Raw genomic sequence first — 25,304 nt, 5'->3', positions numbered from 1 at the left:
CGGCGCCCCGGTGTACGGCGTCCACCTTAGGCGTACGCGCCCGCACCCGCCTGCCCGGGCGCCGCCCACTCCACGAACCGGACGACGATCCCGTTGGGGTCGGTGACCTGGAACAGCCGCTCGCCCCACGGCTCCTTGCGCAGCGGCATGGTGACGGCCACCCCCCGCTCGCGCAGCCGCTCCTCCTCGGCCTCGATGCCGGTGACCGTGAAGGCCAGGGCGAAGTCCCCGCCGGCCCGGTCGCGCCGGACGGCGGGCGGGACCTCGGCGCCGTCGCGCAGCAGCACGAGGTCGACGGCCGCGTCACCCCGGGTCAGTGAGGCGAATCCGTCGGCGGCGGCGATCTCCCGGTAGCCGAGGTGGCTGGTGAAGAACCGCCGCGAGGCGGACAGGTCGTCGACGGTGAGCGACACGGTGGAGACGGTGATCTGCACGGCTGCCTCTTCTCTCCGGGAGGTCGGGCGGAACGCCTACGTGACGACACCCTCGTCACCACCGGCTTCGGTCGTGGGGGAAGCGTGCCGCCTCCGGGGGCCGGTGCGCTTGTGCAGGGTGCGGCAGTGTTCCGGCCGGTGACGTTGCCGACCGCGGTCACCGTCTGATGAGGTGGTTCGGGGGCCGGGGGCCCGGGAAGGATCGACGACATGATCATTTTTGGTACCAAGGGGTATCTGTACCAGCTCGCGATACTCACGCTGGTGTGCGCGCAGTGCGGGAACCCGTCCGCGCACACGCTCAGGAAGCGGGTCACCAAGTTCACCCTGTTCTTCGTGCCGCTGTTCCCGGTCTCGACGAAGTACACGACGCAGTGCACCTTCTGCGGCGCGGAGCAGAAGCTGACCGCGGAGCAGGCCGAGCAGCTCCAGGCGCAGGCCGTCGGCGGCCCGGACAGCGGGCAGCGGTCGCAGCAGCAGCCGTACGGGTCCTAACCCGCCCAGGCGTCGTCGTACGGGTCGGCGGGGGCCGGGACGGGTTCGGCGGCGGTGACCTCGAAGTAGGGGACCGGGCCGTCGTTGACCGGGTCCGTGGTGCGCCGCGGGCTGTAGGCGCCGGTGAGCTCCAGCCAGGTGTCCGGCCGCAGCACCGGGGGCACCTCCCCGGCGAGGGCGATCTTGACCGGCTGGGCGTCTGCGGCACAGCAGTTGAGGCCCATGCGGACCAGGTACGGGGCGCCGTCGCCGTCCAGGGCCACGAAACCGGTGACGCTGATCGAGCGGCCCCGCAGGTGGCGGCCGTGGTCGTAGACCGCGCGGGCCGCGTACTCCCCGACGCCGAGGCGCAGGGGGCCCTCGGCGGGCAGGTCCGGGAAGCCGAGCGGTTCCCGCAGGGCCGTGCCGGTGTGGGTGGCGCTGTAGGAGCCCAGGGCCGGCGGGGCGACCAGGATCAGGGCGAACAGGGGCAGGGTCAGGAGCCAGGAGACACGGGGCTCCCGGTGGCCCTCCGCGCGCCGCGGGCGGCGCCACGCGTACCAGACCGTCGCCGCCGCCGTCGCGATCAGCACCGCTCCCGACAGCAGGAGCAGCGGACGCAGGCCCGCCTTGACGTACCGCAGGTGGAGGTCGGTCAGTCCGGCGTGCAGCACGGTCGCGCCGAGCAGGAACAGCAGGGCCGCCTGGGCCTGGTGGTTGAGGTTCCCCCTCACAGCAGCACCGCTCCCGTCAGGGCCGACACGGCCACCGCCAGGGCGAGGGTCGCGGGGGCGAAGCGCAGGGCGAAGGGGCGGCCGAAGGTGCCCGCCTGCATGGCGAAGAGCTTCAGGTCGACCATGGGGCCCACGACGAGGAACGCGAGCCGGGCCGTCAGCGAGAACTGGGTCAGTGACGCCGCCACGAACGCGTCCGCCTCCGAGCAGATCGACAGCAGCACGGCGAGGGCGGCCAGCGCCAGCACCGACAGCACCGGGTGTCCGGCCGCGGCACGCAGCCACTCCGCCGGGACCACCGCCTTCAGCGTCGCCGCCGCCATCGCGCCGATTACCAGGAAGCCGCCGGCGTGCGTCACGTCGTGCCGTACGGAGCCCCAGAACGCCGGGCCCCTGCCCTGACCCTCGTACGACGAACGGGAGGGCGTGCGGAGCCGGTCGGCGCGGCCGGGACGCTGCCACAGCCAGCCCATCGCGCACGCCACCAGCAGGCTCGCGACGAAGCGGGCGAGGACCATCTCGGGGGCGTCCGGGAAGGCGACCGCGGTCGCCGTCAGCACGACGGGGTTGATCGCGGGGGCGGACAGCAGGAACGCCAGGGCCGCCGCCGGGGCCACTCCCCTGCGCACCAGGGCGCCCGCCACCGGCACGGACGCGCACTCGCAGCCCGGCAGCACCGCGCCCGCCGCGCCCGCCACGGGGACGGCCAGCGCCGGGCGCTTCGGCAGGGCGCGGGCGAAGAAGGACGGCGGGACGAACACCGCGATGGCCGCCGACAGCAGGACGCCGAGCACCAGGAACGGAAGGGCCTGGAGCACCACCGCCACGAACACCGTCATCCAGCTCTGCATCACCGGGGCGGCCAGGGCGCGGCGCACCGGGTCCTGGAACATCACGGCCGTGAGCAGGAGCAGGGTGAGCAGGAGCGCGGAGTCGAGGTGGCGGGGCTCCTCGACGGGCTCCTTCCCCTGCCGTGCGTCGCCGGGTGCGCCGGCTCCGCGCGGGGACTGTCTGGTGAGGGCCACCCCCTTGATACGCGGGACGGGGCGCGGCCGTTCAGCCGCCGTCTGGAACCGGCCGCCGCGATGAGGCAGTCTCTTCCCCTGTGGTGAGCCTCCTTCCCAACCCCGCCCTGCCCAGCGACCCTTCGGCGCACATGGTGGTGTGCGGCGACGACGGGCTGGCGCACCGGCTCGCCGCCGAACTGCGCGGGGTGTACCGCGAACAGGTGGCCCTCGTGGTGCCGCCCGCCGGGCGGCTCGGCGGACGGCAGCCGGTGGTGGGGCGGGCCCGGGCGGCCTCCGCCGCACTCATCGACCGAGTGGTGACCGCCGTCAACCGGGGCAACGGCGGCTCTCCCGACGGTACTTCGCCCTCCGGAGCCGGCGAGCGGGTGGTGGAGGCGGCCGAGCCGACCGAGACCGTGCTCGCCGAGGTCGGGGTGGAGCGGGCCGCCGCGCTGGCGCTGGTGTACGACGACGACGAGACCAACATCCGCGCCGCCCTGACCGCCCGCCGGCTCAACCCCCGGCTGCGGCTGGTGCTCCGGCTGTACAACCGGCGGCTGGGCCAGCACATCGAGGAACTGCTCGACCAGGCAGCCGAGTTGGCGGGCGGCGGCGGGGCGGCGGACCGGGCCGGCGCCGATGTCTCCACGACCGTGCTGTCCGACGCCGACACCACCGCGCCCGCGCTGGTCGCCACCGCGCTCGTCGGCACCAGCAAGGTCGTCGACGCGGACGGGCTGCTGCTGCGGGCGGTGGAACGCCGGCCCCCGCGGCCGGGCGAGGTGGCCGACCCCGGACTGTGCACGCTGGCGCTGCTGTCCGCGACGAGCAACGACCCTGCGGGCGACGAGGGTTCGGAGGACGACAGCGGCGACCAGGCCCCGCGGCTGCTGCCCGACGCGGCGGCGGTGGCGGAGGCCACCGGGCGCGGGACGGTGGTGCTGGAGCAGGTGTCGTACTCCGGGACGCCGCTGCCCGCCCGGCGGGGCGGGGTGCCGCCGTTCGCCTCGCTGTTCTCCCGGCGGCTGCGGTGGTCGCTGGCGGGACTGGTGGCGGCCACGGTCGCGCTCGCCGTCGTACTGGCGCTGGTCACGGACGACGACCCGCTGCACGCCACGTACGTCACGCTGCTCGACCTCTTCGCGATCAACGAGCCCGCGCACCACGAGTCCACGGGGCGGCAGGTGCTGCAACTGCTGTCCGGGCTGGTGGGGTTGCTGCTGCTGCCGGTGCTGCTCGCGGCGGTGCTGGAGGCGCTGGGGACGTTCCGTACGGCGTCGGCGCTGCGGAAGCCGCCGCGCGGGCTGGGCGGGCACGTGGTGCTGCTGGGCCTCGGCAAGATCGGGACGCGGGTGCTGACGCGGCTGCGGGAGCTGCACATTCCGGTGGTCTGCGTCGAGGCCGACCCGGAGGCGCGGGGGATGCCCGTGGCGCGGCGGCTGCGGGTGCCGGTGGTGATGGGGGACGTCACGCAGGAGGGGGTGCTGGAGGCGGCGAAGATCCATCGCGCGGACGCGCTGCTGGCGCTGACCAGCGAGGACACCACCAATCTCGAGGCGGTGCTGTACGCGCGGTCCGTGCGGCCGGATCTGCGGGCGGTGCTGCGGCTGTACGACGACGACTTCGCGAAGGCCGTGTACCGGACGCTGCGGACGGCGCACCCGCTGGCGCTGACACGGAGCCGGAGCGTCTCCCATCTGGCCGCGCCCGCGTTCGCCGTGGCGATGATGGGGCGGCAGATCCTAGGGGCGATCCCGGTGGAGCGGCGGGTGCTGCTGTTCGCGGCGGTGGGTGTGGGCGGGCATCCGCAGCTGGAGGGGCGGACGGTGGGGGAGGCGTTCCGGGCGGGGGCGTGGCGGGTGCTGGCGCTCGACACGGCCGCGGTGCGGGCGGGCGGGGGTGGTGGTGCGGAGGAGGTCCCGGGGGCGGGGCTGGTGTGGGACCTTCCCGACACGTATGTGCTGCGGGCGGAGGACCGGGTGGTGCTGGCGGCGACCCGGCGGGGGCTGGCGGAGCTGCTGGGGCGGCGGGCGCGGAGCGCGACGTAGCGCTTGTGCGCGCTGCGGCTGGGCGGGGGTGGGTTTCGCTTGCCCGCGTTGGCGGGGTGCCGCTGCGCCCACCCGTGCCGCCCCTGGGGGTACCTCCCAGGCCCTTTCGGGCACTGGGGGAGGCACGACTGCCCGCAGCTAGGGCTGCTGGGCGGGGAGGTGGTTGGTGGCGAAGGTCAGTTCGAGGCGGACCTGTTTGATGCGTTCGTCGACGACCAGGGAGCCGTGGCCGGCTTCGTAGCGGTAGACCTCGTGGACCGCGCCGCGGGACTCCAGGCGCTTGACGTAGTTCTCGATCTGCTGGATCGGGCAGCGTGGGTCGTTGACGCCCGCCGAGATGTAGACCGGCGCCTTCACCTTGTCCACGTAGGTGAGGGGGGACGACGCCTCGAAGCGGTCGGGGACCTCCTCCGGGGTGCCGCCCAGCAGCGTGCGGTCCATCGCCTTCAGCGCTTCCATCTCGTCGTGGTACGCCGTGACGTAGTCGGCGACCGGAACCGCCGCGATGCCCAGCGCCCACGCCTCGGGCTGGGTGCCGAGCCCGAGCAGGGTGAGATAGCCGCCCCAGGAGCCGCCGGTGAGGATCAGCCGGGCGGGGTCCGCGAGGCCGGAGGCGACCGCCCACTCCCGTACCGCCGCGATGTCCTCCAGCTCGATCAGGCCCACCCGGTGCTTCAGCGCGTCGGTCCAGGCCCGCCCGTAGCCGGTGGAGCCGCGGTAGTTGACGCGGACCACCGCGTACCCGTGGTCGACCCAGGCGGCCGGGCCGGCCGCGAAGGAGTCGCTGTCGTGCCAGGTGGGGCCGCCGTGGATGTCGAAGACCGTCGGCAGCGGACCCGTCGCCCCGGCCGGCTTCTGGACCAGCGCGTGGATACGGCCGCCCGGCCCCTCCACCCACACGTCCTCCACCGGCACCGACCCGGGCGACTTCATCCCGGGCGGCTCCAGCACCACACCGCCCGCCGTGGACCGCACCGCCGGCGGTACGGCGGCCGACGACCACAGGTACTCCACGCTGCCGTCGGGGCGGACCGTGGCGCCCGAGACCGCGCCGGGCGGGGTCGGGACCTTCTCCAGCCGGCCCTCGGCGAGGTCGTAGCGGAAGATCTCGCCGCGGGCCTCGAAGCCGTGCACGATCAGCAGGCCGCTGCCGTCCGGATACCACTCGGCGCTCACGTCACCGGGCAGGTCGAGGGCGAGGTCCGTCTCCTCCCCCGTCGCCACGTCCCACACCAGGGGCTCCCAGCGTCCGCGCCGCTGGTGCCCGATGAGCAGCCGGGTGTCGCCCTCCACCGGCGCGAAACCGAGGACCTCCAGGCCCAGCTCCCGCGTCCCGCCTTCGGTGTCGTCGAGCTCGGCGACCGTCGTGCCGTCCGGGCGCAGCACGCGCAGCGCGGAGTGCATCGCGTCACCGTGCTCGGTGTGCTCCACGGCGATCAGCGCGCCGTCGTGGGAGAGGTCGCCGACGCCCGCCGACTCGCGATGCCGGTAGATCTCCGCCGGACCCTCGCCCGTGCGGACCAGGTGGATCGTCGTGCCGTCCTCGTCCGTGGAGCGGCCCACGACCGCCGTGCGGCCGTCCCTGCCCAGGGCGAGACCGGCGGGGTAGGAGGGGTCCAGGCCCGGGGCCCCGAGCTCGTCCTCGCCGCCCGAGAACCGCTGCCGGCGCCAGACGCCGAACTCGTCGCCGTCCTTGTCGTCGAACCACCAGATCCACTCGCCGTCCGGCGAGAGCACGCCGTCCGTCGTGCCGTTGGCCCGGTCCGTGACCTGGCGCCGGTCCCCCGTCGACCGGTCCCAGGCGTACAGCTCGTACGTCCCCGTCGCGTTCGACACGAACAGGGAACGGTCGGGGGCGTCCTCGGCCCAGTCGGGAAGGGACACCCGGGGCGCCCGGAAGCGCTTCTCCCAGTCGGGCATGTCCGGCGCGTCGGACGCGTTGCTCTCAGTCATGACCCCATACTGCCCGTCCCGGCGGGCATCGCGCCGCCGAGGTCCCCAGGCTGTGGACAACTTCTTCCCGATCCTTCACCGGCCCGTCGTCGGGACCGCCGCGGCACGGCGACCCCGCGGGACGGGAACCGCCCGCGGACCCGTACCGTTGAGGGCGTGTACCGGTTTCTGCTGACACCCCGCTGGTGGGGGATCAACGTCTTCGTCCTGCTGTCCATCCCCTTCTGCATCTTCATGGGGTCCTGGCAGCTGGGCCGGTTCGAGGCCCGGGTGGACGACCACCGCGACGCCGAGGCGCGGGTCGTCTCGGACAAGCGCGAGGAGGCCAGGCCGCTGGACGGGCTGCTGCCCGTCACCAAGGCGACCTCCGGCAAGCAGACCACCGCGACCGGCCGGTACGACACCCAGCTGCTGGTGCCCGACCGCAAGCTGGAAGACAAGGACGGCTACTACGTCCTGACGCTGCTGCGCACCGACACCGGCCGGGCGCTGCCCGTCGTCCGGGGCTGGCTGCCCGGCACGCCCGACCCGGCCGAGGTGCCCGCGGCGCCCACCGGTGAGGTCACCGTCACCGGCGCGCTGCAGGCCTCCGAGACACCGGGCAACAACGGCGTCAGCGCCCGTGGCGGACTGCCCGGGGGGCAGACGGCGGCGATCAGCTCGGCGTCCCTGGTGAACCTCGTGGAGTACGACGTGTACGACGCCTGGGTCACGCTCAACCGCGGCGACTCGGGGATGAAGGCGGTGCCGGCGACCGCGCCCGGCGGCACCGGACTGGACCTGAAGGCGTTCCAGAACCTCGGCTACACCGCCGAGTGGTTCGCCTTCGTCGGCTTCGTGATCTTCATGTGGTTCCGGCTGCTCCGCCGCGAGCTGGAGTTCGCCCGCGACGCGGAACTGGGCCTGGCCCCCGAGCCGGACACGGCCGGGGAGCGGGAGCCGGAGCGGCCGAGCCCGTCGGCGGTCTGACGCCGGGGGGCGGGGGCCGGGCGGGGAGCCCGGACGCACGGCCGGAGGCCGTCCGTCACCCCGCCGCCAGCAGCCCCGTCCAGTAGACGGTGCCCGCGCACGCGTTGCCGACCGTCGCGGTGGCCGAGCCCGAGGACGCGGTGTACGTCACCGCCACGCTGCCCTCCACCGTGCCGTCGTCCATGACCAGTTGCGTGGTCGTGCCGCTGTCGGTGCCCGTGGACGTGCCGGCCGTCGTGGGCGGGTTGCCGGTGGGTGACGGGTCGGGCGAGGGTCCGCCGGTGCCGCCGCCGGTGGTGTCGCCCGGCGTGGTGCAGGGCCCCGAGGGCACCCAGGCGAACTTCACCTCGTACGCCGCACCCGGCTCGAGCTCGAGCTGCGCGGCCTCCAGGGAGGGGTCCGGCAGTCCGGCCGCCGCGTCACCCGCCACATGCCGCGCCGCGGTCACCTTGGTGGCGTCGGCCGCGCCCTGCGCGGTCACGCCCACCAGACCGACGGCCTCGACGGTGCAGCCGGCGGTGGAGACGTTGGTGACCCGGAAGGAGCCGTAGACCGCGCCCGTGGAGTCGGGGGCGGCACTCGACGCGATCGCCGGGCCGAGCTGGGCGGCGGTGCAGGAGGGCGTCCCGGCCGCGGTGCTGGACGAGGGGTCGGCCCCCTCCGTCGTGCCCGTGCCGGAGCCGCTGCTCGCGCCGTCCTCGTCCTCGTCCTTCCGGTGGCCCTTGTCGGTCCCCTCGACCTGGCCGGAGGAGCTGCCCGCGGTGCTCTCGCCGCCGTCCGGGCCCTTGCCCGAGCCCGTGCCGCCCTGCGCCTGCGAGGCGTGGCCGACGGCGGAGGGGTTGGCGTCGGAGCCGGTGACTCCGGAGACGTGCACCAGGGCGGGGACGGCGGTGCCGAGGAAGAGGGCGGCCGCCGCCGCGCCGACGAGGGCCTGGCGCTTGCGGGCCCGGCGGGCGGGCACGGCCCGGCGCAGGTAGTCCAGCGTGCCGTCGCTCGGCTCCACCTCGCGCACCGCCTGCCGCAGCAGGCTGCGCAGGCCCAGCTCGTCCGGGTCGAGCCCTTCGGAGGTCTGTCCGTCCAGGCCGTCGTTCACAGTTCCGTTCCCAGCGTGCGTGTGCTCCGGTGCGTGCCCGTCGCCGGATTCCCGTACGTCCTCGGGCGCGGTCACGCCCTCGGAGTCCTGCCCGGAGCGGGAGGGACCCGCTCCCTCGGGGCTCTCCGGGGCGGGGGCGTCCGGCCCGCGCTCGTCGCGCCGCGCGTCCTTGCCGTCGCTCATACCGGCGTCTCCATGGCCACCCGCAGCGCGGCGATGCCGCGTGAGCCGTACGCCTTCACCGAGCCCAGCGAGACACCGAGGGTCTCGGCGACCTGCGCCTCGGTCATGTCCGCGAAGTAACGCAGCACCAGGACCTCGCGCTGGCGGCGCTGCAGGCCCTTCATCGCCTTGATGAGGGAGTCGCGCTCCAGCTGGTCGTAGGCGCCCTCCTCCGCGCTCGCCATGTCGGGCATGGGCTTGGAGAGCAGCTTGAGGCCGAGTATGCGGCGGCGCAGCGCGGAGCGGGACAGGTTGACGACCGTCTGGCGCAGATAGGCCAGCGTCTTCTCCGGGTCCCGGACGCGTTTGCGGGCCGAGTGGACCCGGATGAAGGCCTCCTGGACGACGTCCTCGCAGGAGGCGGTGTCGTCGAGGAGGAGGGCCGCGAGACCGAGCAGCGAGCGGTAGTGCGCGCGGTACGTCTCGGTGAGATGGTCGACGGTGGTGCCTGCCGCGACGGCGTCGTCGGCTCCGTCACGCTGACCGGGTATGCGGGCGGGGCGCGCTGCGGGCATGGGCGCGATCACCGGCATGCCACCGGACGCGCCGGCCCTGCGGGGTCGGAGGGCCTGGCGGGGCGGCCGTAGGGCCGTGCCGCGCGGCGCTGTGAAGTCGAGTACCTCAGCCACGCCAGTTGGACACGCTTCCCCCCGCAAGGGTTGTACGCGCCGGGCGTCACTTTTGTGACCGCCCGTGACACCGGCCGCCCGTCCGCGTCGGGCAGCGCCACCGACAGCACGTCAAATGCCCTCATGTGTCCCGCTCTTCCCCTGTGTCCCATATGAACGGACGTCCCCACGCCCGGTTCCGGGCGTCCCCACGTCCGGAAGGCAGCGTCCCCACGCCCCGGCAGGGGTGACCGCAAAGACGCTCCCCGCCCTCCGCGCGGTTGCGGAGAACGGGGAGATGAATCCTGGTGCAATCCTCGGTTGCCGGACCGCTCCGATCAAGTGGCCCGGGCCGGGTGTCCGGCCGACAGGGCTTACCGGGATCCTACGCAGGAACGCCGTGTGATCCAGAACTTTTTTGCTGTTCGACGGCCACCAGCTCGGCGATCTGTGCGGTGTTGAGCGCGGCACCCTTGCGGAGATTGTCGCCGCACACGAAAAGCTCCAGCGCGGTGGGGTCGTCGAGGGCCCTGCGGACCCGCCCGACCCAGGTCGGATCGGTGCCGACGACATCGGCGGGGGTGGGGAACTCCCCCGCGGCCGGGTTGTCGAACAGGACGACGCCGGGCGCCGTCGCGAGGATCTCGCGGGCCCGGTCGACGGTGACCTCGTTCTCGAAGCGGGCGTGCACGGTGAGGGAGTGCGTGGTGACCACCGGGACGCGTACACAGGTGACCGCCACGGGGAGCGTGGGCAGGCCCAGGATCTTGCGGGACTCGTCGCGGACCTTCATCTCCTCCGAGGACCAGCCGTCCTCGCGCAGCGACCCGGCCCACGGGACGACGTTCAGCGCGACCGGCTCCGGGAACGGCCCCGTGTTGTCCCCGACGGCCCGCCGCACGTCGCCGGGGCTGGTCCCCAGCTCCGTGCCGGCCACCAGCGACAGCTGCTCGCGCAGGGTCCGCACGCCGGCGTGCCCGGCGCCGCTGACCGCCTGGTACGAGGAGACGACCAGCTCGCGCAGGCCGAACCCGGCGTGCAGCGCGCCCAGCGCGACGATCATCGACAGGGTGGTGCAGTTCGGGTTGGCGACGATCCCGCGCGGGCGGGTGCGCACGGCGTGCGGGTTGACCTCGGGCACGACGAGCGGCACGTCCGGGTCCATGCGGAAGGCGCCCGAGTTGTCGACGACCACCGCGCCCCGCGCGGCGGCGAACGGCGCCCACCGCCCGGCGACCTCGTCGGGTACGTCGAAGAGCGCGACGTCGACCCCGTCGAAGGCCTCCTCGGTGAGCGCCAGGACCTCGATCTCCTCACCGCGCACGGCCAGCTTGCGGCCGGCCGAGCGCGGGGAGGCGATCAACCGGATCTCGCCCCAGACGTCGGCCCGCTGGGACAGGATCTGGAGCATGACCGTGCCGACGGCCCCGGTCGCTCCGACGACCGCGAGCGTCGGCCGCCCGGAACGCCCGGGTCCCGCGGGTCCGGTCATCAGCGGCCGGTGCCTCCGTAGACCACGGCCTCGTCGCTGTCGGAGTCCAGTCCGAACGCGGAGTGCACGGCGCGGACGGCCTCCGGCACGTCGTCCTTGCGGGTGACGACCGAGATGCGGATCTCGGAGGTCGAGATCAGCTCGATGTTCACACCCGCGTCGCTGAGCGCCGTGAAGAAGTCGGCCGTGACGCCGGGGTTGGTCTTCATGCCCGCGCCGACCAGGGAGATCTTGCCGATCTGGTCGTCGTAGCGCAGGGAGTCGAAGCCGATGGTGCCCTTGTTCTTCTCCAGGGCGTCGATGGCCTTGCGGCCCTCGGTCTTCGGGAGGGTGAAGGAGATGTCCGTCAGACCCGTGGAGGCGGCGGACACGTTCTGCACGACCATGTCGATGTTGATCTCGGCATTGGCGATCGTGCGGAAGATCGAGGCGGCCTCGCCGGGCTTGTCCGGCACGCCGACGACCGTCACCTTGGCCTCGGAGGTGTCGTGCGCGACACCGGAGATGAGAGCCTGCTCCACCTGCTTTTCCCCTCGCTTCGTCTGCGCGCTGCTGACCCACGTGCCCTGCAGTCCGCTGAAGGACGAGCGGACGTGGATCGGGATGTTGTACCGGCGGGCGTACTCCACACAGCGGTGGAGCAGCACCTTCGACCCGGAGGCCGCGAGCTCGAGCATGTCCTCGAACGCGATCCAGTCGATCTTCCGGGCCTTGCTCACCACGCGCGGGTCGGCGGTGAACACGCCGTCGACATCCGTGTAGATCTCGCACACCTCGGCGTCGAGCGCCGCGGCGAGGGCGACGGCGGTGGTGTCGGAACCGCCGCGGCCCAGCGTGGTGATGTCCTTGGAGTCCTGGCTGACGCCCTGGAAACCGGCGACGATGGCGATGTTGCCCTCGTCGACCGAGGTCTTGATCCGGCCCGGCGTGACATCGATGATGCGGGCTTTGTTGTGGACCGAGTCGGTGATGACACCTGCCTGGCTGCCGGTGAAGCTCTGGGCGTTGTGGCCCAGGTTTTTGATCGCCATGGCCAGCAGGGCCATGGAGATCCGCTCCCCCGCGGTCAGCAGCATGTCGAGCTCGCGCCCGGCAGGGATCGGGGAAACCTGCTCCGCGAGATCGATCAGCTCGTCCGTCGTGTCGCCCATCGCGGAAACCACGGCGACCACCTGGTGGCCGTTCTTCTTGGCTTCCACGATCCGCTTGGCGACGCGCTTGATGCCTTCGGCATCGGCTACGGAGGAGCCTCCGTACTTCTGCACGACAAGGCCCACGTGCGCTCCTCGCTCAGTCCGTCGTTTTCCACAGTCCGCACACATATGTGTGCGCCGCGGTCGGCTCAGTCTATCGAGCGTCCGAAAAACCCCTCCGCGATATCGCATGATGAGACGTCCGGCCGCCCGTGCAGGGGGCTCCTGCCCATCCGGGCGCGGACCACTCGGAAAAGCGACCCGCGTCACAGTTCCCGCGCCTCCGTGCCGGTCGCCCGGCCGAACCCCCGCGTGCCTAATGCGGCAGCAGCCCGGACCGCGGCCCCGGAAAGCCATGACCATGACACTCCGGCTTTCTTCCTTCCGAGAGGGGTCATGCGGTGAACGGAACGAGAACGGGCCGGCGCCGGCTCGCCGCCCTGGCGGGCGCGATGCTGATGGCCGCCGGCATCATGCTGTCCGGCGCCTCCCCCGCCGCGGCGGCGGACTCCTACTACAAGCTTCCCTACCCGGCGGGCGAGTCCTACATGGTCACCCAGGGTCCGGAGGGCACCTACTCGCACACGGGCCCGTACAACGAGTACGCCTGGGACTTCGGGCTCCCCGCGAACTACGAGGTCTCCGCCGCGCAGGGCGGCACCATCGTGTACTCCGACTGGTCACCGTACTGGCAGAACGGCATCGAGGTGATCATCCGGCACCCCAACGGCCAGTGCACCCACTACGCCCACCTGAACCAGTCGTTCTACTGGCCCGGTGACTGGGTCCCCCAGGGCCGGATCGTCGGCTACACAGGGTCCACGGGCGCGTCGACCGCACCGCACCTGCACTTCCAGGTGATCGACTGCAACACCCGGGTCGGCATCCCCGCCAGCCTGCAGGGCTGGGTGCCGTGGACCGGCACCTGGCCGGTCAGCACCAACAACTACGCCTGAGCGACGGCAGGGACCGGTAGCGCGCATCGTGTGCACGGCCCAACCGAGTGCGGCACCGGACACCGGTGCCGCATGATCAGCCCACGGCGCTGCGTGCCCCGGTCAGGCCGCGCCCGCCGTCGGGCCGCCGTACTCGATCGTCACGGTGATCCTGGCCCCGAGCGCCTCCGCGTACGCACGCATGGTCTCCAGGTTGTGGATCTCTCCCCGCTCGATCTGGGAGACCCTCGCCTGGGAGATTCCCACCGACGCGGCCACCTGGCCCTGCGTCAGCCCCTGCTCCTCACGGATCTCACGCAGATGGTGTCCGACCACATAGGCATCGGTTGCCGTACGCGCGGCCTGCTTGCGGGACTCCCACTCGGCGTCGGGCACCTCGGGCTGGTTCTCGCGGATCCGACGCTTGACCTCGGCCCAGCTGCTGTACTGACTCATCAGGCGTTCCCGTCCGTTCCTGCCTCGTCGGCCGCGGCCAGATACTCGTGATAGCGCGCCTCGGCGAGCGGGACCGATTCGCGGTACCAGTCCCTCCAGCGGCCCGCCTTGTCTCCGGCTACGAGAGGAATCGCCTCCCGCCGGGGATCGAAGACGAACAGGATCCGCACCTCGGTACGCCCTGAACTGCCCGGCCGCAGCTCCTTGAGGTTGTGGGTGCGACAGCCGGACAGCCGGTCGACAAGCGGACGCCCCAGCGAAGGTCCGCTGACCGCGAGCATGTCGATCGCCGTTTCGATGAGGTCAGCGGCCGCCGGATCCTCTTCCGCCAGCTTGAGCAGCCACGACTCCACCGCGGGATGGAGGTTGATCTCCCAGTTCATGCTTCGCATCCGAGCATAGGACCCGGATCGACATAAGCGAATCCTTATACCCTCAGCTGAAAGAGTGAAATCCCGCTTCCGGGTGTGGTGCGGTGCTCGCCGCTACTGGACCGGGCGGACGCCCAGGGGGGCGGCGATCTCTTCCGCCATTACTCTGCCCGCCTCGAACTCCAGGGTGTCGTCGCCCACGCCCTGGTCGGTGTCGAGGCCGTCGAGTTCGGCGAGGGGCTGGTTCAGGCGGACGTGGGCGACCACCGACTGCAGCGCGCGCAGGGTCGCGGACGCCGTGGAGCCCCAGTTGGAGAAGTAGGAGAACTGCCACCACCACAGGGCCTCCGTGGTGCGGCCGGCGCGGTAGTGGGCCATGCCGTGGCGGAGGTCGGTGATGACGTTGGTGAGGTCGTCGGAGATACGGGCCGGGACCGGGGCCTTGCGGGGCTCGTAGGGGTCGAAGACCTCCGAGTAGATGTCGACCGGGTCGAGCATCCGGGCGAGGTTCTCGCGGAGCTCGTCCACGTCGGCCTCGGGGCCCAGGTCGGGCTCGTAGCGCTCGTCCGGGACGATGTCCTCGTGCGCGCCCAGGCGGCCGCCGGCCAGGAGGAGCTGGGAGACCTCCAGGAGGAGGAAGGGAACCGCCGAGTCCGGCTCGTCGCCCTTCGCCACCTCCGTGACGGCGACCAGGAAACTCTCGATCTGATCCGCGATCTGGACCGCGAAGTCGTCCGGGTTCTGGTCCGTCGCGTGCAGCGTGGCATCAGACATCTAGGAGTCGTCTCCCCTCGAAGGCGCGTCCGAGGGTGACCTCGTCCGCGTATTCCAGGTCGCCGCCCACCGGGAGGCCGCTGGCCAGGCGGGTGACCTTCAGGCCCATGGGCTTGATCATGCGAGCGAGGTACGTCGCCGTGGCCTCGCCCTCGAGATTGGGGTCCGTGGCCAGGATGAGCTCCGTGACCGTGCCGTCGGCCAGCCGGGCCAGCAGCTCCCGTATCCGCAGGTCGTCCGGGCCCACGCCGTCGATGGGGCTGATCGCGCCGCCGAGGACGTGGTAGCGGCCGCGGAACTCGCGGGTGCGCTCGATCGCCACGACGTCCTTCGGTTCCTCCACGACACAGATGACGGCCGGGTCGCGGCGCGGATCGCGGCAGATGTTGCACTGCTCCTCCTGCGCCACGTTTCCGCAGGTGGCGCAGAAGCGGACCTTCGCCTTGACCTCCATCAGCGCGTGCGCGAGGCGGCGTACGTCCGTGGGTTCGGCCTGGAGGATGTGGAAGGCGATCCGCTGCGCGCTCTTGGGACCGACGCCGGGCAGCCGCCCCAGCTCGTCGATGAGGTCCTGGACCACGCCTTCGTACAACGGACTGCCGTCCTTCCTGGTGTTCCTTCAGTACGTACCGTAGAGGCCCGCGGGCCTTCTTAGAAAGGCCGGAAAGGTCAGAAGGGCAGACCCGGGATGCCCCCGCCGCCGCCCAGACCCTGGGCCAGCGGGCCGAGCTTCTGCTGCTGGAGGTTCTGCGCGTTCTCGTTGGCCGCCTGGACCGCCGCGACGACCAGGTCGGCGAGGGTCTCGGTGTCCTCCGGGTCCACCGCCTTCGGGTCGATCACTAGGGCCCGCAGCTCGCCGGAGCCGGTGACGGTGGCCTTCACCAGGCCGCCGCCCGACTGCCCGTCGACCTCGGTCCTCGCCAGCTCCTCCTGAGCCTTGGCCAGGTCCTGCTGCATCTTCTGGGCCTGCTGGAGCAGCTGCTGCATGTTCGGCTGGCCACCACCGGGGATCACGATTGGGCTCCTTGGTCGGTCCGTCGGTAAGGGATTTACCGTTCGGCACGAGCCTACGTGGTCGCAGTGGCCGTTGCCCCGGCACTCTTTCGAGTGAGTCACGGCGGGGCCCTATACCTGATCACGGCCATCTTCCGGGCGACAAGGAGCCCGAACCCCCGGCGCCGCCACCCATTGGGCGGTAGGAAGGGCCGGGCGGGCGAGCACGTGCCGTCACACTTCACGCACGGAACGTACGCGGAGTCAGCAGGGGCACCAGTAGGGAGAGACCGGGTGGGTCAGCCGGAGATGCAGCCCGAGGGCCGGCCTCAGGAGCGGCGGGGCGAGGGGGCGGCCGGGCCCCGGCCGGGCGACCCGGCCGGGCGGGAGTTCCCGCTCGGGGACTGGGGCGATCCGGCGACCCGACTGGACGAGCTGTACCGGTGGGTGGAGCGCGGGGCGCTGGACACGGCCGCCTGGTACCTCGCCGACCGGGTGTGGAAGCGGCGGTGCGGCTGGGCGCTGCGGGCCGGTACGGCCGCGGGCGCGCTGACCGGGGCCGCGCTGCCGCTGCTCGACCTGACCGGGGTGGCCGACGGGTCCGCGCCCTGGGGGTATCTGGCGCTGCTGCTCGGCGTGGCGTGCGCGGCCGGCGACCGGTTCTTCGGGGTGACCTCCGGCTGGATGCGGGACGTGGCGACCGCTCAGGCGGTGCAGCGGCGGCTCCAGGCGTTCCAGTTCGACTGGGCGTCGGAGTGCATCCGCGAGGTGCTCGGCCCGGCGGACGGCACGGCGAGCGAGGCGGCCGAGCGGTGCCTGACGGTGCTGCGGAGGTTCTCGGAGGACGTCACGGAGCTGGTGCGGGTCGAGACGGCCGACTGGATGGTGGCGTTCCGCACGGGCGGCGCGCCGCTGGGCGTCCAGACGGCGTCGGCGGGCGGCGCGGGCCGCCCGGAGGGCGCCCTGCCGCACGGCCGTTTCCCTTCCCCGCCGGGAGCGGCCCGGCCCAACATGCCCCGGCAGCGTCCGCCCGAGCCGAGGTGAGGCGAGGCGGGCCGCGGGCACGTCACGGCGCGGCCCGCGCACACAGCTCCATGCCCTCCGGGGTCCAGCACGGCAGATGGCCGTGGGTGCGGATAACGTCCTGGCCGTTGCCGCGCGTGAGGTACGTCAGGAAGCTCGACGCCAGCGAGTCCGCCGGGGGCTGCCCGTAGGTGTAGGCGTACTCGATCTCCCGGTACGGGTAGGAGCTCGTCCCGTGCTCGATGGCGTCGACGGAGGCGGGGTGGCCGTCGAGGTCCAGCCGGAGCAGTCCCTTCGCGCGGGCGGCGAGGTTGAGTTCGCTGTAGCCGATCGCGCCGGGCAGCTCGGCGACGGTCGCCAGCACCTGTTCGGTGGAGCCGAGTTCGCAGCGGAGCACGGGGGCGGCCGGGTCGTCCTTGTGCACGCAGTCGACGGAGGAGTTGGCGATCTCGCCCCGGCCCAGCACACGGCGCTGGAACACCTGTCTCGTGCCCGAGTTGGCGTCCCGGCTGACCAGGTGGACCGGCAGGTCGGGGCCGCCGAGCTCGCTCCAGTTGGCTATCTCGCCCCGGTACAGGCGCCGTACGTCCGCCGTCGACAGGTCGCGCAGGCCCACGTCCTCGTGGACGACCAGCGCGAACACGGACACCGCCACCCGGTTCTCGCGCAGTTCGGGCATCCCGCCGGGCTTGGGGCCGTCCGACAGGGCCACCAGCGGCGGCGAACCGTGCTCCGCCTTCTCCCCGGCCGCCGCCAGCTCCCGTATCCCGGACGTGGATCCGCGCGGGTCCACGTCGACGCGGGTGTCGTCGTCCGCGCAGTCCCGCTCGTACTTCTCCGCGACCTCCCGCAGCACCGGCGCGAACGCGGTCGAACCGGTGAGGGTCAGGGTGCCGCTCTCGCAGCCGATGGGCGGCGGGCTGTCGTCCTGCGCCACGACGATCACCGCGAGGCCGACCACGCACAGCGTCAGCGTGATGGTGATCAGCCGGGCCGCCCGGCTGAACAGCGGGGCCTTCTCGTCCGGGGTGGCACTGCGGTTGCGGTGCACGTCCCCGTCCTTCAGGTCGCCGCTCACCTGGATGTCGTCGCCCACCTGACCGCCGGAGAGCAGCACAAGCAGCTTGTAGTAGGCGCCCCGGTTGAGCGGGACCCGCGGGATGCTGAGGGTGCTGCCCCGGTAGCCGAAGCCGAGCCGCTCCGTGAAGTTGCCGAGGACGTGACTGGTCTCCGACGGCTGGGTGACCGCGACCCCGAGGACGGTGCGCCGCCCGAACTCCACGGTCAGGCCGTGGATTCCCGGACTCTCGTAGTCGTCGCGGGTGATGCTCTGCGAGCCGTCGTTCTCGATGCGCAGCAGCACCATGCTGGCGTGGTTCATCCCGGTCTCCGTGCTGAACCAGCCCACCCGGCGGTTGGTGTGACGGGACCGGCCGTCGTCGCCGATCGGGGTGTCCAGCTGCACGCGGTAGCCGATGCGTTTGCGGCGCGGCACCCTGCGCTCGTACCAGACCATCACCGCCGAGGCGACGATGCCGAGGATCGCCGTCGCCACGGCCACCAGGTTCTCCGCGCTCAGCCACTCCATCTGCCGCCCCCGCCAGTGCCCGCCCGTTGCGACCGGGTGGCCACCGTACGGCGGCCCGGCGGGGCCGGCGGTGTTCGTTCGCGGGAGTTCGCCGAACGTTCAACGACGTTGGCCGGGCGCGGAGTCGGCTCGGCGGTGTCAGTCCCGTGTGTAGGTGAGGTGTTCGCCGTCGCCGGTGTTCACGCGCTGCAGGGAGCCGCCGGACAGCAGGGTGAGCTCGCTGGCGGAGCCGGGGGTGCAGGCGCCGCTGGGCTGCCCGACCGACACGGCGGACGGGCCGAGCTCCAGCCGGTCGCCGGAGGCGCCGGTGAGGCGGGCCTCGAAGACGCAGTGGTAGGTGCCGTCGCCGGTGGGCCCGTCGGCGACGAGCGACATGACGGTGTCGCCGACGTCGCCCTGCTGGAGCGTCAGGCGGCGGGTGTGCTGCCCGCTCGCGTTGTCGATGGTGGTGGACCAGCTGCCCAGGTAGCCGGCCGGGACGGTCCCGTCCGCGGGCGCGGAGGTGCTGGGCCCCGGTGTGTCGCCGGAGGTGGCGGCGGTGGGCGACGGAGATGCGGTCGGGTCGCCGCCGGTGCGGTGGTCGGCGTCGCCGCCGCTCATCAGGGCGTACACGGAGCCGCCCGCGCCGAGCGCGACGACCAGCGCGATCACCACGAGCAGCGCGGTGGAACGGCCGTCCCGGCGCGGCTCGGGGGCCGGCGGCGCCTGGCCGGCGCCGTAGCCGTCGTAGGGGTAGCCGTACGCGGGCTGCTGGGGATGCCCGTACGGACCCGGGTGCGGGGCGGGGACGCCCTGGCCGGCCACCAGGGTCGGCGGATGATGCACCCGCGGCGGCACGACGGTGTCGTCGTCGGCACGGGCGTGCTCGGGCGTGCCGGCGGGGTCCGCGAAACCCCCCGCCCCGGCCGTCCCCGACCCACCACCCGGCTGACCGCCGGCCCCCGGAGACCCCGCGCCGAACGCCACCGACCCGCCGGAACCGGCCGCCACATCGGCAACACCGGGACCGCCCGAACCGGCCGGTGTCTCGTGTCCGGCACCCGGCCCCGGAGCGGCGACACCGCCCGGCTGACCGGCAACCCCCGAGCCGGACGCCAACGGCTGACCGACCACCGGCCCGCCGGAGGCACCGGGCGGCGACTGGTGCCCGCCCGCCGGACCCCAGGCGGGAGCGCCCGGGACGGCCGACCCGGCCGGTGGCCAGGCGGGGGTGGCGGCCGACTGGTCGGCGGAGCTGCCCGGCTGACCGGCAGCGCCGGGGCCGGCCGGACCGGGCGGCGACTGGTGCCCGGCCGGGGGCCAGGTGGGGGTGGCGGTCGGGCTGGGTGGTGGGGGTTCTGGGTTTTCCGTGTCGAGGAGGCGGACCGCGTGGCGGCCGAGCTGGGCCACCAGGGCGCCCGGCAGCCAGGGGTCGCGGGCGCGGCCGTCGGCGACGGTGTCGTCCGCGCCGGTGCGCCGCAGGACCTCGTCCAGCGGCGGTCGCGCGGCCGGGTCCTTGTGCAGACAGTCGCGCATCAGGTCGGCGAGACCTTCCGGCACGCCGGCCAGGTCCGGCTCCTCCTGCGCGATGCGGAACATCAGCGCGTGCACCCCGCTGCCGGCGGTGCCGAACGGAAGCGCGCCGCTCGCGGCGTAGGCGAGCACCGAGCCGAGGCAGAACACGTCGCAGGCCTGCGTGATCCGGTCGCCGCGCACCTGCTCGGGGGCCATGAAGCCGGGCGAGCCGACCAGCGCCCCGGTGCGGGTGAGCCCGCCGTCGGTCACCGTCTCCAGCGCCCGCGCGATGCCGAAGTCGATGACGCGCGGACCGTCGATGGTGACGAGCACGTTGGACGGCTTGAGGTCCCGGTGCACGATGCCGGCGGCGTGGATGTCCTTCAGCGCGTGCGCGAGACCGGCGCCGAGGATGCGCACCGACCGCTCGGGCAGCGCCCCGTGGTCGTGCCCGACCACCTGCTGCAGGCTGGGCCCGGCCACATACCCGGTGGCCACCCACGGCACGGGCGCCTCGGTGTCCGCGTCCAGCACCGGAGCCGTCCAGTCGCCGCCGACCTGGCGCGCGGCGCGCACCTCCTGGCGGAAGCGCGCCCGGAACTCCTCCCGCCGCGCCAGCTCCTCGCGGACCAGCTTCACGGCGACGGTGCGTCCCCGCTCGGAGCGGGCCAGATAGACCTGCCCCATGCCGCCGGCGCCGAGCCGGGCGAGCAGCCGGTACGCCCCGATTCCCTGCGGATCCCCGGGCCCGAGCTTGTCCATCCCCGCGCCGCCTCCCCCCGTTGAGCAACATTCCGAGGATAGTGCGGGGCGGGTACCGGGTGACCTGGGCGACCTCTACGGTTCCGTAACAGGCGGACCGAGTGCGTCGAGCACCGCGGAGAGGCGTTCCAGCGCCTCCACCGCGCGGGCCAGTTCGGCGTCCCCGTACGCCTCCCCGTACGCCTTCGACAGCCGCTCGGCGAAGGCCGCGTGGCCGGGGTCGATGCGGCTGACCGCGGCGCGTCCCTGCTCGGTGGGGGCGAGGAGCTTGGCGCGGCGGTGGGCGGGATTGGGCCGGTACTCGGCGAGCCCGCGCCGCACCAGCAGGTCGGCGACGCGCTGCACGCTCTGCCGGGTGATGCCCATGGCCCTGGCGATCCCGGAGACCGGCAGCGGCTCGCCGAGGACCGCGCCGAGCACCTGCCACCAGGCGGCGGTGAGCCCGGCGGGCCGGGCCAGCTCCTCGGCGAGCGCGAGGAACTGCCCGTTCAGCCGGAACGTGCCGAGCGCGCCCCGGCTGAGCAGGTCCTGCGGTTCGCCGCTCACCGCGCCGTGGCCTGCGCGTACTCGGCGTAGGCCCCCGGGTCGGAGTCGTGGAACAGCCGGTACCAGGCGTCGGTCACCGTGTCCTCGTAGACGCCGAGCAGCCGGAAGATCTCGCGGGCGAAGGCGACGGGCTCGGTCGGTCCGGCGGTGACGAGACCGCCGTCGGTGACCGCGTCGGCCTCCACGTACCGGCCGGCGCCCGCGTAGCCGGTCGCGGCCAGGTAGAAGGAGACGGCGCCGGTGTGCGCCCGGTCGTCGAGCAGCCCCTCGCGGGCCAGCCCGGCGGTGGCGCCGCAGATCGCGGCGACGGGCACCCCCGCGTCGAGGAAGGCGCGGGCGGCCCGGGCGAAGGGGGCCAGTTCGTCGCCCTCGTCCCAGCGGTCGGCGCCGGGCAGGATCAGCAGGGAGCTGTCCCCGGGACGCAGTTCGTCGAGCGCGAGGCCGGGCAGCACGCGGAGTCCGCCGATGCTGGTGACGGGCTCGCGGTCCGGGGCGACGGTACGCACCTCGTACCCGGCGCGGGCGAGATGCGCGGTGGCGTGACCGGTCTCCCAGTCGGCGAAGGTGTCGTAGACGGCGAGATGCACGGGCTTGCGGGTCATGACCGCTCCCTGGCGAGTGACGGAGAACCTTCTCGGCTATATGACAGCATCCTGTCACTACGACAGCATCCTGTCCATCGCGCCCTCTCCCCGCCTCCCCCGTCGACAACCTGTCGCGGAAACTCCCCCACCGCAGACAGGCCGCCGATGTCGCCGCACCACATCCGGCACCTACCCTCGGCCCCATGACCCCTCAGCCGAACCCCGAGGTCGGTGCCGCCGTCAAGGCCGCCGACCGTGCCCATGTGTTCCACTCCTGGTCCGCGCAGGAGCTCATCGACCCGCTCGCCGTCGCCGGGGCGGAGGGGTCCTACTTCTGGGACTACGACGGCCGGCGCTACCTCGACTTCACCAGCGGACTCGTCTACACGAACATCGGCTACCAGCACCCGAAGGTCGTCGCCGCGATCCAGGAGCAGGCGGCGCGGATGACGACGTTCGCGCCGGCGTTCGCCGTCGAGGCGCGGTCGGAGGCGGCGCGGCTGATCGCCGAGCGCACCCCGGGCGACCTGGACAAGATCTTCTTCACCAACGGCGGCGCCGACGCGATCGAGCACGCCCTGCGCATGGCACGGCTGCACACCGGCCGCCCCAAGGTGCTCTCCGCCTACCGCTCGTACCACGGCGGCACCCAGCAGGCGGTCAACGTCACCGGCGACCCGCGCCGCTGGGCCTCCGACAGCGGCACGGCCGGGGTCGTGCGCTTCTGGGCGCCGTTCCTGTACCGCTCGCGCTTCTACGCCGAGACGGAGGAGCAGGAGTGCGCGCGGGCGCTCGAGCACCTGGAGACGACGATCGCCTTCGAGGGGCCGTCGACCGTGGCGGCGATCGTCCTGGAGACGATCCCGGGCACGGCGGGCATCATGCCGCCGCCCGCCGGCTACCTCGCCGGCGTCCGCGAGCTCTGCGACAAGTACGGGATCGTGTTCGTCCTCGACGAGGTCATGGCCGGCTTCGGGCGGACCGGGACCTGGTTCGCGGCGGACCTGTACGACGTCGTCCCGGACCTGATGACCTTCGCCAAGGGCGTGAACTCCGGGTACGTGCCGCTCGGCGGCGTCGCCATCTCCGGGGCGATCGCGGACACGTTCGGCAAGCGGCCCTACCCGGGCGGGCTGACCTACTCCGGGCACCCGCTGGCCTGCGCCGCCGCCGTCGCGACGATCGGCGTGATGGCGGAGGAGGGTGTCGTCGAGAACGCGGCGGCGCTCGGCGCGTCCGTCGTCGGACCCGGGCTGCGGGAGCTGGCGGAGCGGCACCCCAGCGTGGGCGAGGTGCGCGGGACCGGCATGTTCTGGGCGCTGGAGCTGGTGCGGAACCCGGAGACCCGGGAGCCGCTGGTGCCGTACAACGCGGCCGGCGAGGCGAACGCCCCGATGGCCGCCTTCGCCGCCGCCGCGAAGGAGGCGGGCGTCTGGCCCTTCGTGAACATGAACCGCACGCATGTGGTGCCGCCGTGCAACACGAGCGAGGCCGAGCTGAAGGAAGGGCTGGCGGCGCTGGACACGGCGCTGTCGGTGGCGGACGGTTACGTGGAGTAAGCGCTCCGGAGGCCCGGCGTGACGGGGGCGAGGGGGCCTTCCCCCCGCCCCCGTTCGAACACCCCGCGGCCCGGACGACCGCGTAAGGTGACGTGCTCACGGACATCCGCGTGCACGCACTCGAACGCGATGAGGGAGACGCCCCGACCATGCCCGGCGCCAGCGGCAACTTCGCCGTGACCCGCAGCACCCTGCGGCAGCAGATCGCGGACGCGCTCCGTGACGAGGTGCTGGCGGGGCGGCTCCAGCCGGGGCAGGAGTTCACCGTCAGGGAGATCGCCGACCAGTACGGGGTGTCCGCGACCCCCGTCCGGGAGGCGCTGGTCGACCTGTCGGCGCAGGGGCTGCTCGACGCCGACCAGCACCGGGGTTTCCGTGCGCACGAGTACTCCCCCGAGGACTTCCACGGCATGATCGAGGCCCGCACCCTGGTGACCGACGGGATGTTCCACGCGCTGACCGACGGCCACATGGCGCATCTCCAGCCGGACGAACCGCGGGTCGCCGCCGCCCTCGCCGGGGTGCGCAGACGCGGCGAGGAGGCGCAGCGGGCCGCCCTGGCCGGCGACCTCACCGTGCTGATCGGCTACGACCTGCGCTTCTGGCGTGAACTCGGATCCGTGTTCGGCAACCCGTACCTCACCGACTTCCTGCACCGGCTGCGCGTGCAGACCTGGGTGTTCGTGGTGCAGCACCTGCGGCGGCTGCCGGATCTCCGGGGCCGACTGTGGGCCGAACACACCGATCTGGTGGACGTCCTGGCCCGCCGTGACATCGATGCCGCCCGCACCATCGTCGAGTCCTACGACGCGCACTCGCTGTCCCTCGTCGAGGGGCTGACGGCCGGCGGTATGGGTAAGGGACCTGCACGAGGATCCGCAGGGGAGGAGCCGCCCGCGCCGGGCGCCGATACGCTTTCCTGACCACGTCCGACCGCGACGACCGTCCCGACGACCGTGCTGTGTGAGGAGCCCTCTTTGGCCTGTGACCTGTGGCTGGTACCGCTCGTCGACGTGTTGTGCCACACGCCCGACAACCCGTTCGCCGAGGAACTCGCGCAGTACAACGCGGTGCTGGCAGAGGCGGGGCTGCCACCGGTGCCGGTGTACCAGTACATGCCGGGACTGTCCGGCGAGGTGGCCCCGGTCGCGGGCTTCGACTACGACGCACTGCACTTCCTGCGGCGGGTCCACCTGCTCCAGGTGTGCGGTCTCCCGGTCACGCCGGTGGACGAACTGGGCGGCGACTACGAGCAGTTGCTGGAGATGTTCGAGACGACGGCCCAGCAGTCCCACCTGGTCTGGCACTACGACCACGCGGGCGCGTATGTCCCCGTCGACTTCCCGCACCCTCTCGCCAACGACGAACTTCTCGCCGGCGGCGGCCCGTTGGGCTCCTCCCACGCGCTGCTGAAGGAGCTGGAGCTGGTCGCCCCGTCCATCGGCATCGACCCGGCCAACCCGCCGCCGGCCCCCGAGCCCCCGCGCGGACCGACCGAACTGGAGGAGCCGGCCGTCCCCGCGCCGTACGACCCCAGCCCCTTCGCCCGCGAACGGCACGTCTGGCTGGGCCTGCACGCGGCGGCGACCCGGAGTCTGGCGCAGGGGTCGATGATCGTCTTCAGCTGACGGGCGTCACCGCAGCTCGGAGAGCCCCTTCTGCAGTTCCTCCGCGTTCATGATCGGGGTCACCTCGACCTCGGCGTTCATGAGGGTGAAGAACGGCTCACCGGTGGGCGGCAGCTCGGAGCTGTCCGCCATGTCGAAGAACAGCAGGGCGGTCCGCCGTCCGCCCACGGGCCCGAAGTAGGCGGCTTCGGGGTGGAGCCGGTCGAGCATCTGCTTCATCATCTCGGGCATCTTCCCGGCGTGAAGGAGCTCGTTCGACTTCTCGGTGTCCATGGTCGCCTTGAGCATCACGCGCATCGCACTCACCTTCTTCTCGTCGACGCACGCGGTCGTGCCACTCCAGGCTATGCCCCCTCACCGGCGC

Annotated in this window: 26 protein-coding genes; 8 read left to right on the top strand and 18 right to left on the bottom strand. The window is 73.0% G+C overall.

Annotation, left to right across the window (positions count from 1 at the left end; all coding sequences use genetic code 11):
• Positions 1-26: 26 nt before the first annotated feature.
• On the bottom strand, positions 27-434 hold the full coding sequence (locus tag CNQ36_RS18925) for a VOC family protein (protein WP_121546868.1): 408 nt from the start codon (positions 432-434) through the stop codon (positions 27-29).
• A 210-nt stretch (positions 435-644) separates the two neighbouring features.
• On the opposite strand from CNQ36_RS18925, the gene CNQ36_RS18920 reads away from it, so the two are divergent.
• Positions 645-929, top strand: a complete 285-nt coding sequence (locus CNQ36_RS18920) for a zinc-ribbon domain-containing protein (RefSeq protein WP_004928543.1) — start codon at positions 645-647, stop codon at positions 927-929.
• Here CNQ36_RS18920 and CNQ36_RS18915 read toward each other — a convergent pair.
• Positions 926-1,642, bottom strand: coding sequence for a TIGR03943 family putative permease subunit (locus CNQ36_RS18915; protein WP_004928546.1), 717 nt, complete (start codon positions 1,640-1,642; stop codon positions 926-928). The two genes, CNQ36_RS18920 and CNQ36_RS18915, sit on opposite strands and share 4 nt — an antisense overlap.
• Complete coding sequence (locus CNQ36_RS18910) at positions 1,639-2,667, bottom strand: permease (protein WP_398488138.1); 1,029 nt, start codon at positions 2,665-2,667, stop codon at positions 1,639-1,641. Before CNQ36_RS18910 ends, CNQ36_RS18915 begins: the two co-directional genes overlap by 4 nt.
• 131 nt (positions 2,668-2,798) lie before the next feature.
• On the opposite strand from CNQ36_RS18910, the gene CNQ36_RS18905 reads away from it, so the two are divergent.
• Entirely contained in the window at positions 2,799-4,697 is a 1,899-nt protein-coding gene (locus tag CNQ36_RS18905) for an NAD-binding protein (RefSeq protein WP_121548511.1), read from the top strand.
• A 138-nt stretch (positions 4,698-4,835) separates the two neighbouring features.
• On the opposite strand, the gene CNQ36_RS18900 is transcribed toward CNQ36_RS18905, so the two are convergent.
• Positions 4,836-6,650 carry a S9 family peptidase gene (locus CNQ36_RS18900; protein ID WP_121546867.1) on the bottom strand — a complete coding sequence of 605 codons (1,815 nt, stop codon included), beginning with the start codon at positions 6,648-6,650 and terminating at the stop codon, positions 4,836-4,838.
• A gap of 156 nt (positions 6,651-6,806) precedes the next feature.
• Here CNQ36_RS18900 and CNQ36_RS18895 point away from each other — a divergent pair, with 156 nt between their 5' ends.
• Complete coding sequence (locus tag CNQ36_RS18895; RefSeq protein ID WP_121546866.1) at positions 6,807-7,619, top strand: SURF1 family protein; 813 nt, start codon at positions 6,807-6,809, stop codon at positions 7,617-7,619.
• A 55-nt stretch (positions 7,620-7,674) separates the two neighbouring features.
• On the opposite strand, the gene CNQ36_RS18890 is transcribed toward CNQ36_RS18895, so the two are convergent.
• The 4 genes from CNQ36_RS18890 to CNQ36_RS18875 form a co-directional block, all read right to left on the bottom strand.
• On the bottom strand, positions 7,675-8,895 hold the full coding sequence (locus tag CNQ36_RS18890) for a hypothetical protein (RefSeq protein WP_121546865.1): 1,221 nt from the start codon (positions 8,893-8,895) through the stop codon (positions 7,675-7,677).
• Complete coding sequence (locus CNQ36_RS18885) at positions 8,892-9,563, bottom strand: SigE family RNA polymerase sigma factor (protein ID WP_176117814.1); 672 nt, start codon at positions 9,561-9,563, stop codon at positions 8,892-8,894. The genes CNQ36_RS18890 and CNQ36_RS18885 overlap by 4 nt, the downstream gene beginning before the upstream one ends.
• Before the next feature lie 364 nt (positions 9,564-9,927).
• Complete coding sequence (locus CNQ36_RS18880) at positions 9,928-11,034, bottom strand: aspartate-semialdehyde dehydrogenase (protein ID WP_121546864.1); 1,107 nt, start codon at positions 11,032-11,034, stop codon at positions 9,928-9,930.
• Complete coding sequence (locus tag CNQ36_RS18875; RefSeq protein ID WP_004928564.1) at positions 11,034-12,311, bottom strand: aspartate kinase; 1,278 nt, start codon at positions 12,309-12,311, stop codon at positions 11,034-11,036. The genes CNQ36_RS18880 and CNQ36_RS18875 overlap by 1 nt, the downstream gene beginning before the upstream one ends.
• Before the next feature lie 317 nt (positions 12,312-12,628).
• On the opposite strand from CNQ36_RS18875, the gene CNQ36_RS18870 reads away from it, so the two are divergent.
• Positions 12,629-13,183: a M23 family metallopeptidase gene (locus CNQ36_RS18870; RefSeq protein ID WP_228313005.1), complete on the top strand. Its 555-nt coding sequence runs from the start codon at positions 12,629-12,631 to the stop codon at positions 13,181-13,183.
• Positions 13,184-13,285: 102 nt separating this feature from the next.
• On the opposite strand, the gene CNQ36_RS18865 is transcribed toward CNQ36_RS18870, so the two are convergent.
• From CNQ36_RS18865 to CNQ36_RS18845, 5 genes are all read right to left on the bottom strand, one after another.
• Entirely contained in the window at positions 13,286-13,618 is a 333-nt protein-coding gene (locus CNQ36_RS18865) for a helix-turn-helix domain-containing protein (protein WP_121546863.1), read from the bottom strand.
• Positions 13,618-14,010: a type II toxin-antitoxin system RelE/ParE family toxin gene (locus CNQ36_RS18860; RefSeq protein ID WP_121546862.1), complete on the bottom strand. Its 393-nt coding sequence runs from the start codon at positions 14,008-14,010 to the stop codon at positions 13,618-13,620. Before CNQ36_RS18860 ends, CNQ36_RS18865 begins: the two co-directional genes overlap by 1 nt.
• 93 nt (positions 14,011-14,103) lie before the next feature.
• Positions 14,104-14,763 carry a DUF5063 domain-containing protein gene (locus CNQ36_RS18855; RefSeq protein ID WP_121546861.1) on the bottom strand — a complete coding sequence of 220 codons (660 nt, stop codon included), beginning with the start codon at positions 14,761-14,763 and terminating at the stop codon, positions 14,104-14,106.
• The gene (gene recR, locus CNQ36_RS18850; RefSeq protein ID WP_004928577.1) at positions 14,756-15,355 is read right to left on the bottom strand and encodes a recombination mediator RecR; all 600 of its coding nucleotides are present in this window, start codon (positions 15,353-15,355) and stop codon (positions 14,756-14,758) included. The genes CNQ36_RS18855 and recR overlap by 8 nt, the downstream gene beginning before the upstream one ends.
• Before the next feature lie 77 nt (positions 15,356-15,432).
• Positions 15,433-15,777 (bottom strand): YbaB/EbfC family nucleoid-associated protein, encoded by a 345-nt coding sequence (locus CNQ36_RS18845; RefSeq protein WP_004928579.1) that lies wholly within the window; start codon positions 15,775-15,777, stop codon positions 15,433-15,435.
• Between the two features lie 273 nt (positions 15,778-16,050).
• Between CNQ36_RS18845 and CNQ36_RS18840 the strand changes: the two genes are divergently transcribed.
• A complete protein-coding gene (locus CNQ36_RS18840) occupies positions 16,051-16,800 on the top strand; it encodes an SLATT domain-containing protein (protein WP_121546860.1) in 750 nt (249 codons plus the stop codon).
• A 22-nt stretch (positions 16,801-16,822) separates the two neighbouring features.
• Here CNQ36_RS18840 and CNQ36_RS18835 read toward each other — a convergent pair whose 3' ends face one another.
• From CNQ36_RS18835 to CNQ36_RS18820, 4 genes are all read right to left on the bottom strand, one after another.
• Positions 16,823-18,367: a substrate-binding domain-containing protein gene (locus CNQ36_RS18835; protein ID WP_121546859.1), complete on the bottom strand. Its 1,545-nt coding sequence runs from the start codon at positions 18,365-18,367 to the stop codon at positions 16,823-16,825.
• A gap of 138 nt (positions 18,368-18,505) precedes the next feature.
• Positions 18,506-20,623 carry a serine/threonine-protein kinase gene (locus CNQ36_RS18830; protein ID WP_121546858.1) on the bottom strand — a complete coding sequence of 706 codons (2,118 nt, stop codon included), beginning with the start codon at positions 20,621-20,623 and terminating at the stop codon, positions 18,506-18,508.
• Between the two features lie 75 nt (positions 20,624-20,698).
• Positions 20,699-21,169, bottom strand: a complete 471-nt coding sequence (locus CNQ36_RS18825; protein ID WP_121546857.1) for a MarR family winged helix-turn-helix transcriptional regulator — start codon at positions 21,167-21,169, stop codon at positions 20,699-20,701.
• Positions 21,166-21,771 (bottom strand): DJ-1/PfpI family protein, encoded by a 606-nt coding sequence (locus CNQ36_RS18820; RefSeq protein ID WP_121546856.1) that lies wholly within the window; start codon positions 21,769-21,771, stop codon positions 21,166-21,168. Before CNQ36_RS18820 ends, CNQ36_RS18825 begins: the two co-directional genes overlap by 4 nt.
• A gap of 185 nt (positions 21,772-21,956) precedes the next feature.
• On the opposite strand from CNQ36_RS18820, the gene CNQ36_RS18815 reads away from it, so the two are divergent.
• The 3 genes from CNQ36_RS18815 (at position 21,957) to CNQ36_RS18805 (ending at position 24,940) form a co-directional block, all read left to right on the top strand.
• Positions 21,957-23,312 carry an aspartate aminotransferase family protein gene (locus CNQ36_RS18815; RefSeq protein ID WP_004928589.1) on the top strand — a complete coding sequence of 452 codons (1,356 nt, stop codon included), beginning with the start codon at positions 21,957-21,959 and terminating at the stop codon, positions 23,310-23,312.
• Between the two features lie 149 nt (positions 23,313-23,461).
• Positions 23,462-24,235, top strand: coding sequence for a GntR family transcriptional regulator (locus CNQ36_RS18810; RefSeq protein ID WP_121548509.1), 774 nt, complete (start codon positions 23,462-23,464; stop codon positions 24,233-24,235).
• Positions 24,236-24,289: 54 nt separating this feature from the next.
• A complete protein-coding gene (locus tag CNQ36_RS18805; RefSeq protein ID WP_004928595.1) occupies positions 24,290-24,940 on the top strand; it encodes a hypothetical protein in 651 nt (216 codons plus the stop codon).
• A gap of 6 nt (positions 24,941-24,946) precedes the next feature.
• On the opposite strand, the gene CNQ36_RS18800 is transcribed toward CNQ36_RS18805, so the two are convergent.
• Positions 24,947-25,237: a hypothetical protein gene (locus tag CNQ36_RS18800; RefSeq protein ID WP_004928597.1), complete on the bottom strand. Its 291-nt coding sequence runs from the start codon at positions 25,235-25,237 to the stop codon at positions 24,947-24,949.
• Between the last annotated feature and the right edge of the window lie 67 nt (positions 25,238-25,304).

The organism is Streptomyces fungicidicus (genome assembly GCF_003665435.1).
GTDB classification, from domain to species: domain Bacteria; phylum Actinomycetota; class Actinomycetes; order Streptomycetales; family Streptomycetaceae; genus Streptomyces; species Streptomyces fungicidicus.
This window is presented reverse-complemented; position numbering and strand designations above follow the sequence as displayed.

What these genes read in the sequence shown, in the direction of transcription:
- CNQ36_RS18920 (WP_004928543.1), top strand. Translation starts at nt 645, where the DNA reads ATGATCATTTTTGGTACCAAGGGGTATCTGTACCAGCTCGCGATACTC.
- CNQ36_RS18905 (WP_121548511.1), top strand. Translation starts at nt 2,799, where the DNA reads ATGGTGGTGTGCGGCGACGACGGGCTGGCGCACCGGCTCGCCGCCGAA.
- CNQ36_RS18900 (WP_121546867.1), bottom strand. Translation starts at nt 6,650, where the DNA reads ATGACTGAGAGCAACGCGTCCGACGCGCCGGACATGCCCGACTGGGAG.
- CNQ36_RS18890 (WP_121546865.1), bottom strand. Translation starts at nt 8,895, where the DNA reads ATGAGCGACGGCAAGGACGCGCGGCGCGACGAGCGCGGGCCGGACGCC.
- CNQ36_RS18880 (WP_121546864.1), bottom strand. Translation starts at nt 11,034, where the DNA reads ATGACCGGACCCGCGGGACCCGGGCGTTCCGGGCGGCCGACGCTCGCG.
- CNQ36_RS18865 (WP_121546863.1), bottom strand. Translation starts at nt 13,618, where the DNA reads ATGAGTCAGTACAGCAGCTGGGCCGAGGTCAAGCGTCGGATCCGCGAG.
- CNQ36_RS18860 (WP_121546862.1), bottom strand. Translation starts at nt 14,010, where the DNA reads ATGCGAAGCATGAACTGGGAGATCAACCTCCATCCCGCGGTGGAGTCG.
- CNQ36_RS18855 (WP_121546861.1), bottom strand. Translation starts at nt 14,763, where the DNA reads ATGTCTGATGCCACGCTGCACGCGACGGACCAGAACCCGGACGACTTC.
- CNQ36_RS18835 (WP_121546859.1), bottom strand. Translation starts at nt 18,367, where the DNA reads ATGGAGTGGCTGAGCGCGGAGAACCTGGTGGCCGTGGCGACGGCGATC.
- CNQ36_RS18830 (WP_121546858.1), bottom strand. Translation starts at nt 20,623, where the DNA reads ATGGACAAGCTCGGGCCCGGGGATCCGCAGGGAATCGGGGCGTACCGG.
- CNQ36_RS18820 (WP_121546856.1), bottom strand. Translation starts at nt 21,771, where the DNA reads ATGACCCGCAAGCCCGTGCATCTCGCCGTCTACGACACCTTCGCCGAC.
- CNQ36_RS18815 (WP_004928589.1), top strand. Translation starts at nt 21,957, where the DNA reads ATGACCCCTCAGCCGAACCCCGAGGTCGGTGCCGCCGTCAAGGCCGCC.
- CNQ36_RS18810 (WP_121548509.1), top strand. Translation starts at nt 23,462, where the DNA reads ATGCCCGGCGCCAGCGGCAACTTCGCCGTGACCCGCAGCACCCTGCGG.
- CNQ36_RS18800 (WP_004928597.1), bottom strand. Translation starts at nt 25,237, where the DNA reads ATGCGCGTGATGCTCAAGGCGACCATGGACACCGAGAAGTCGAACGAG.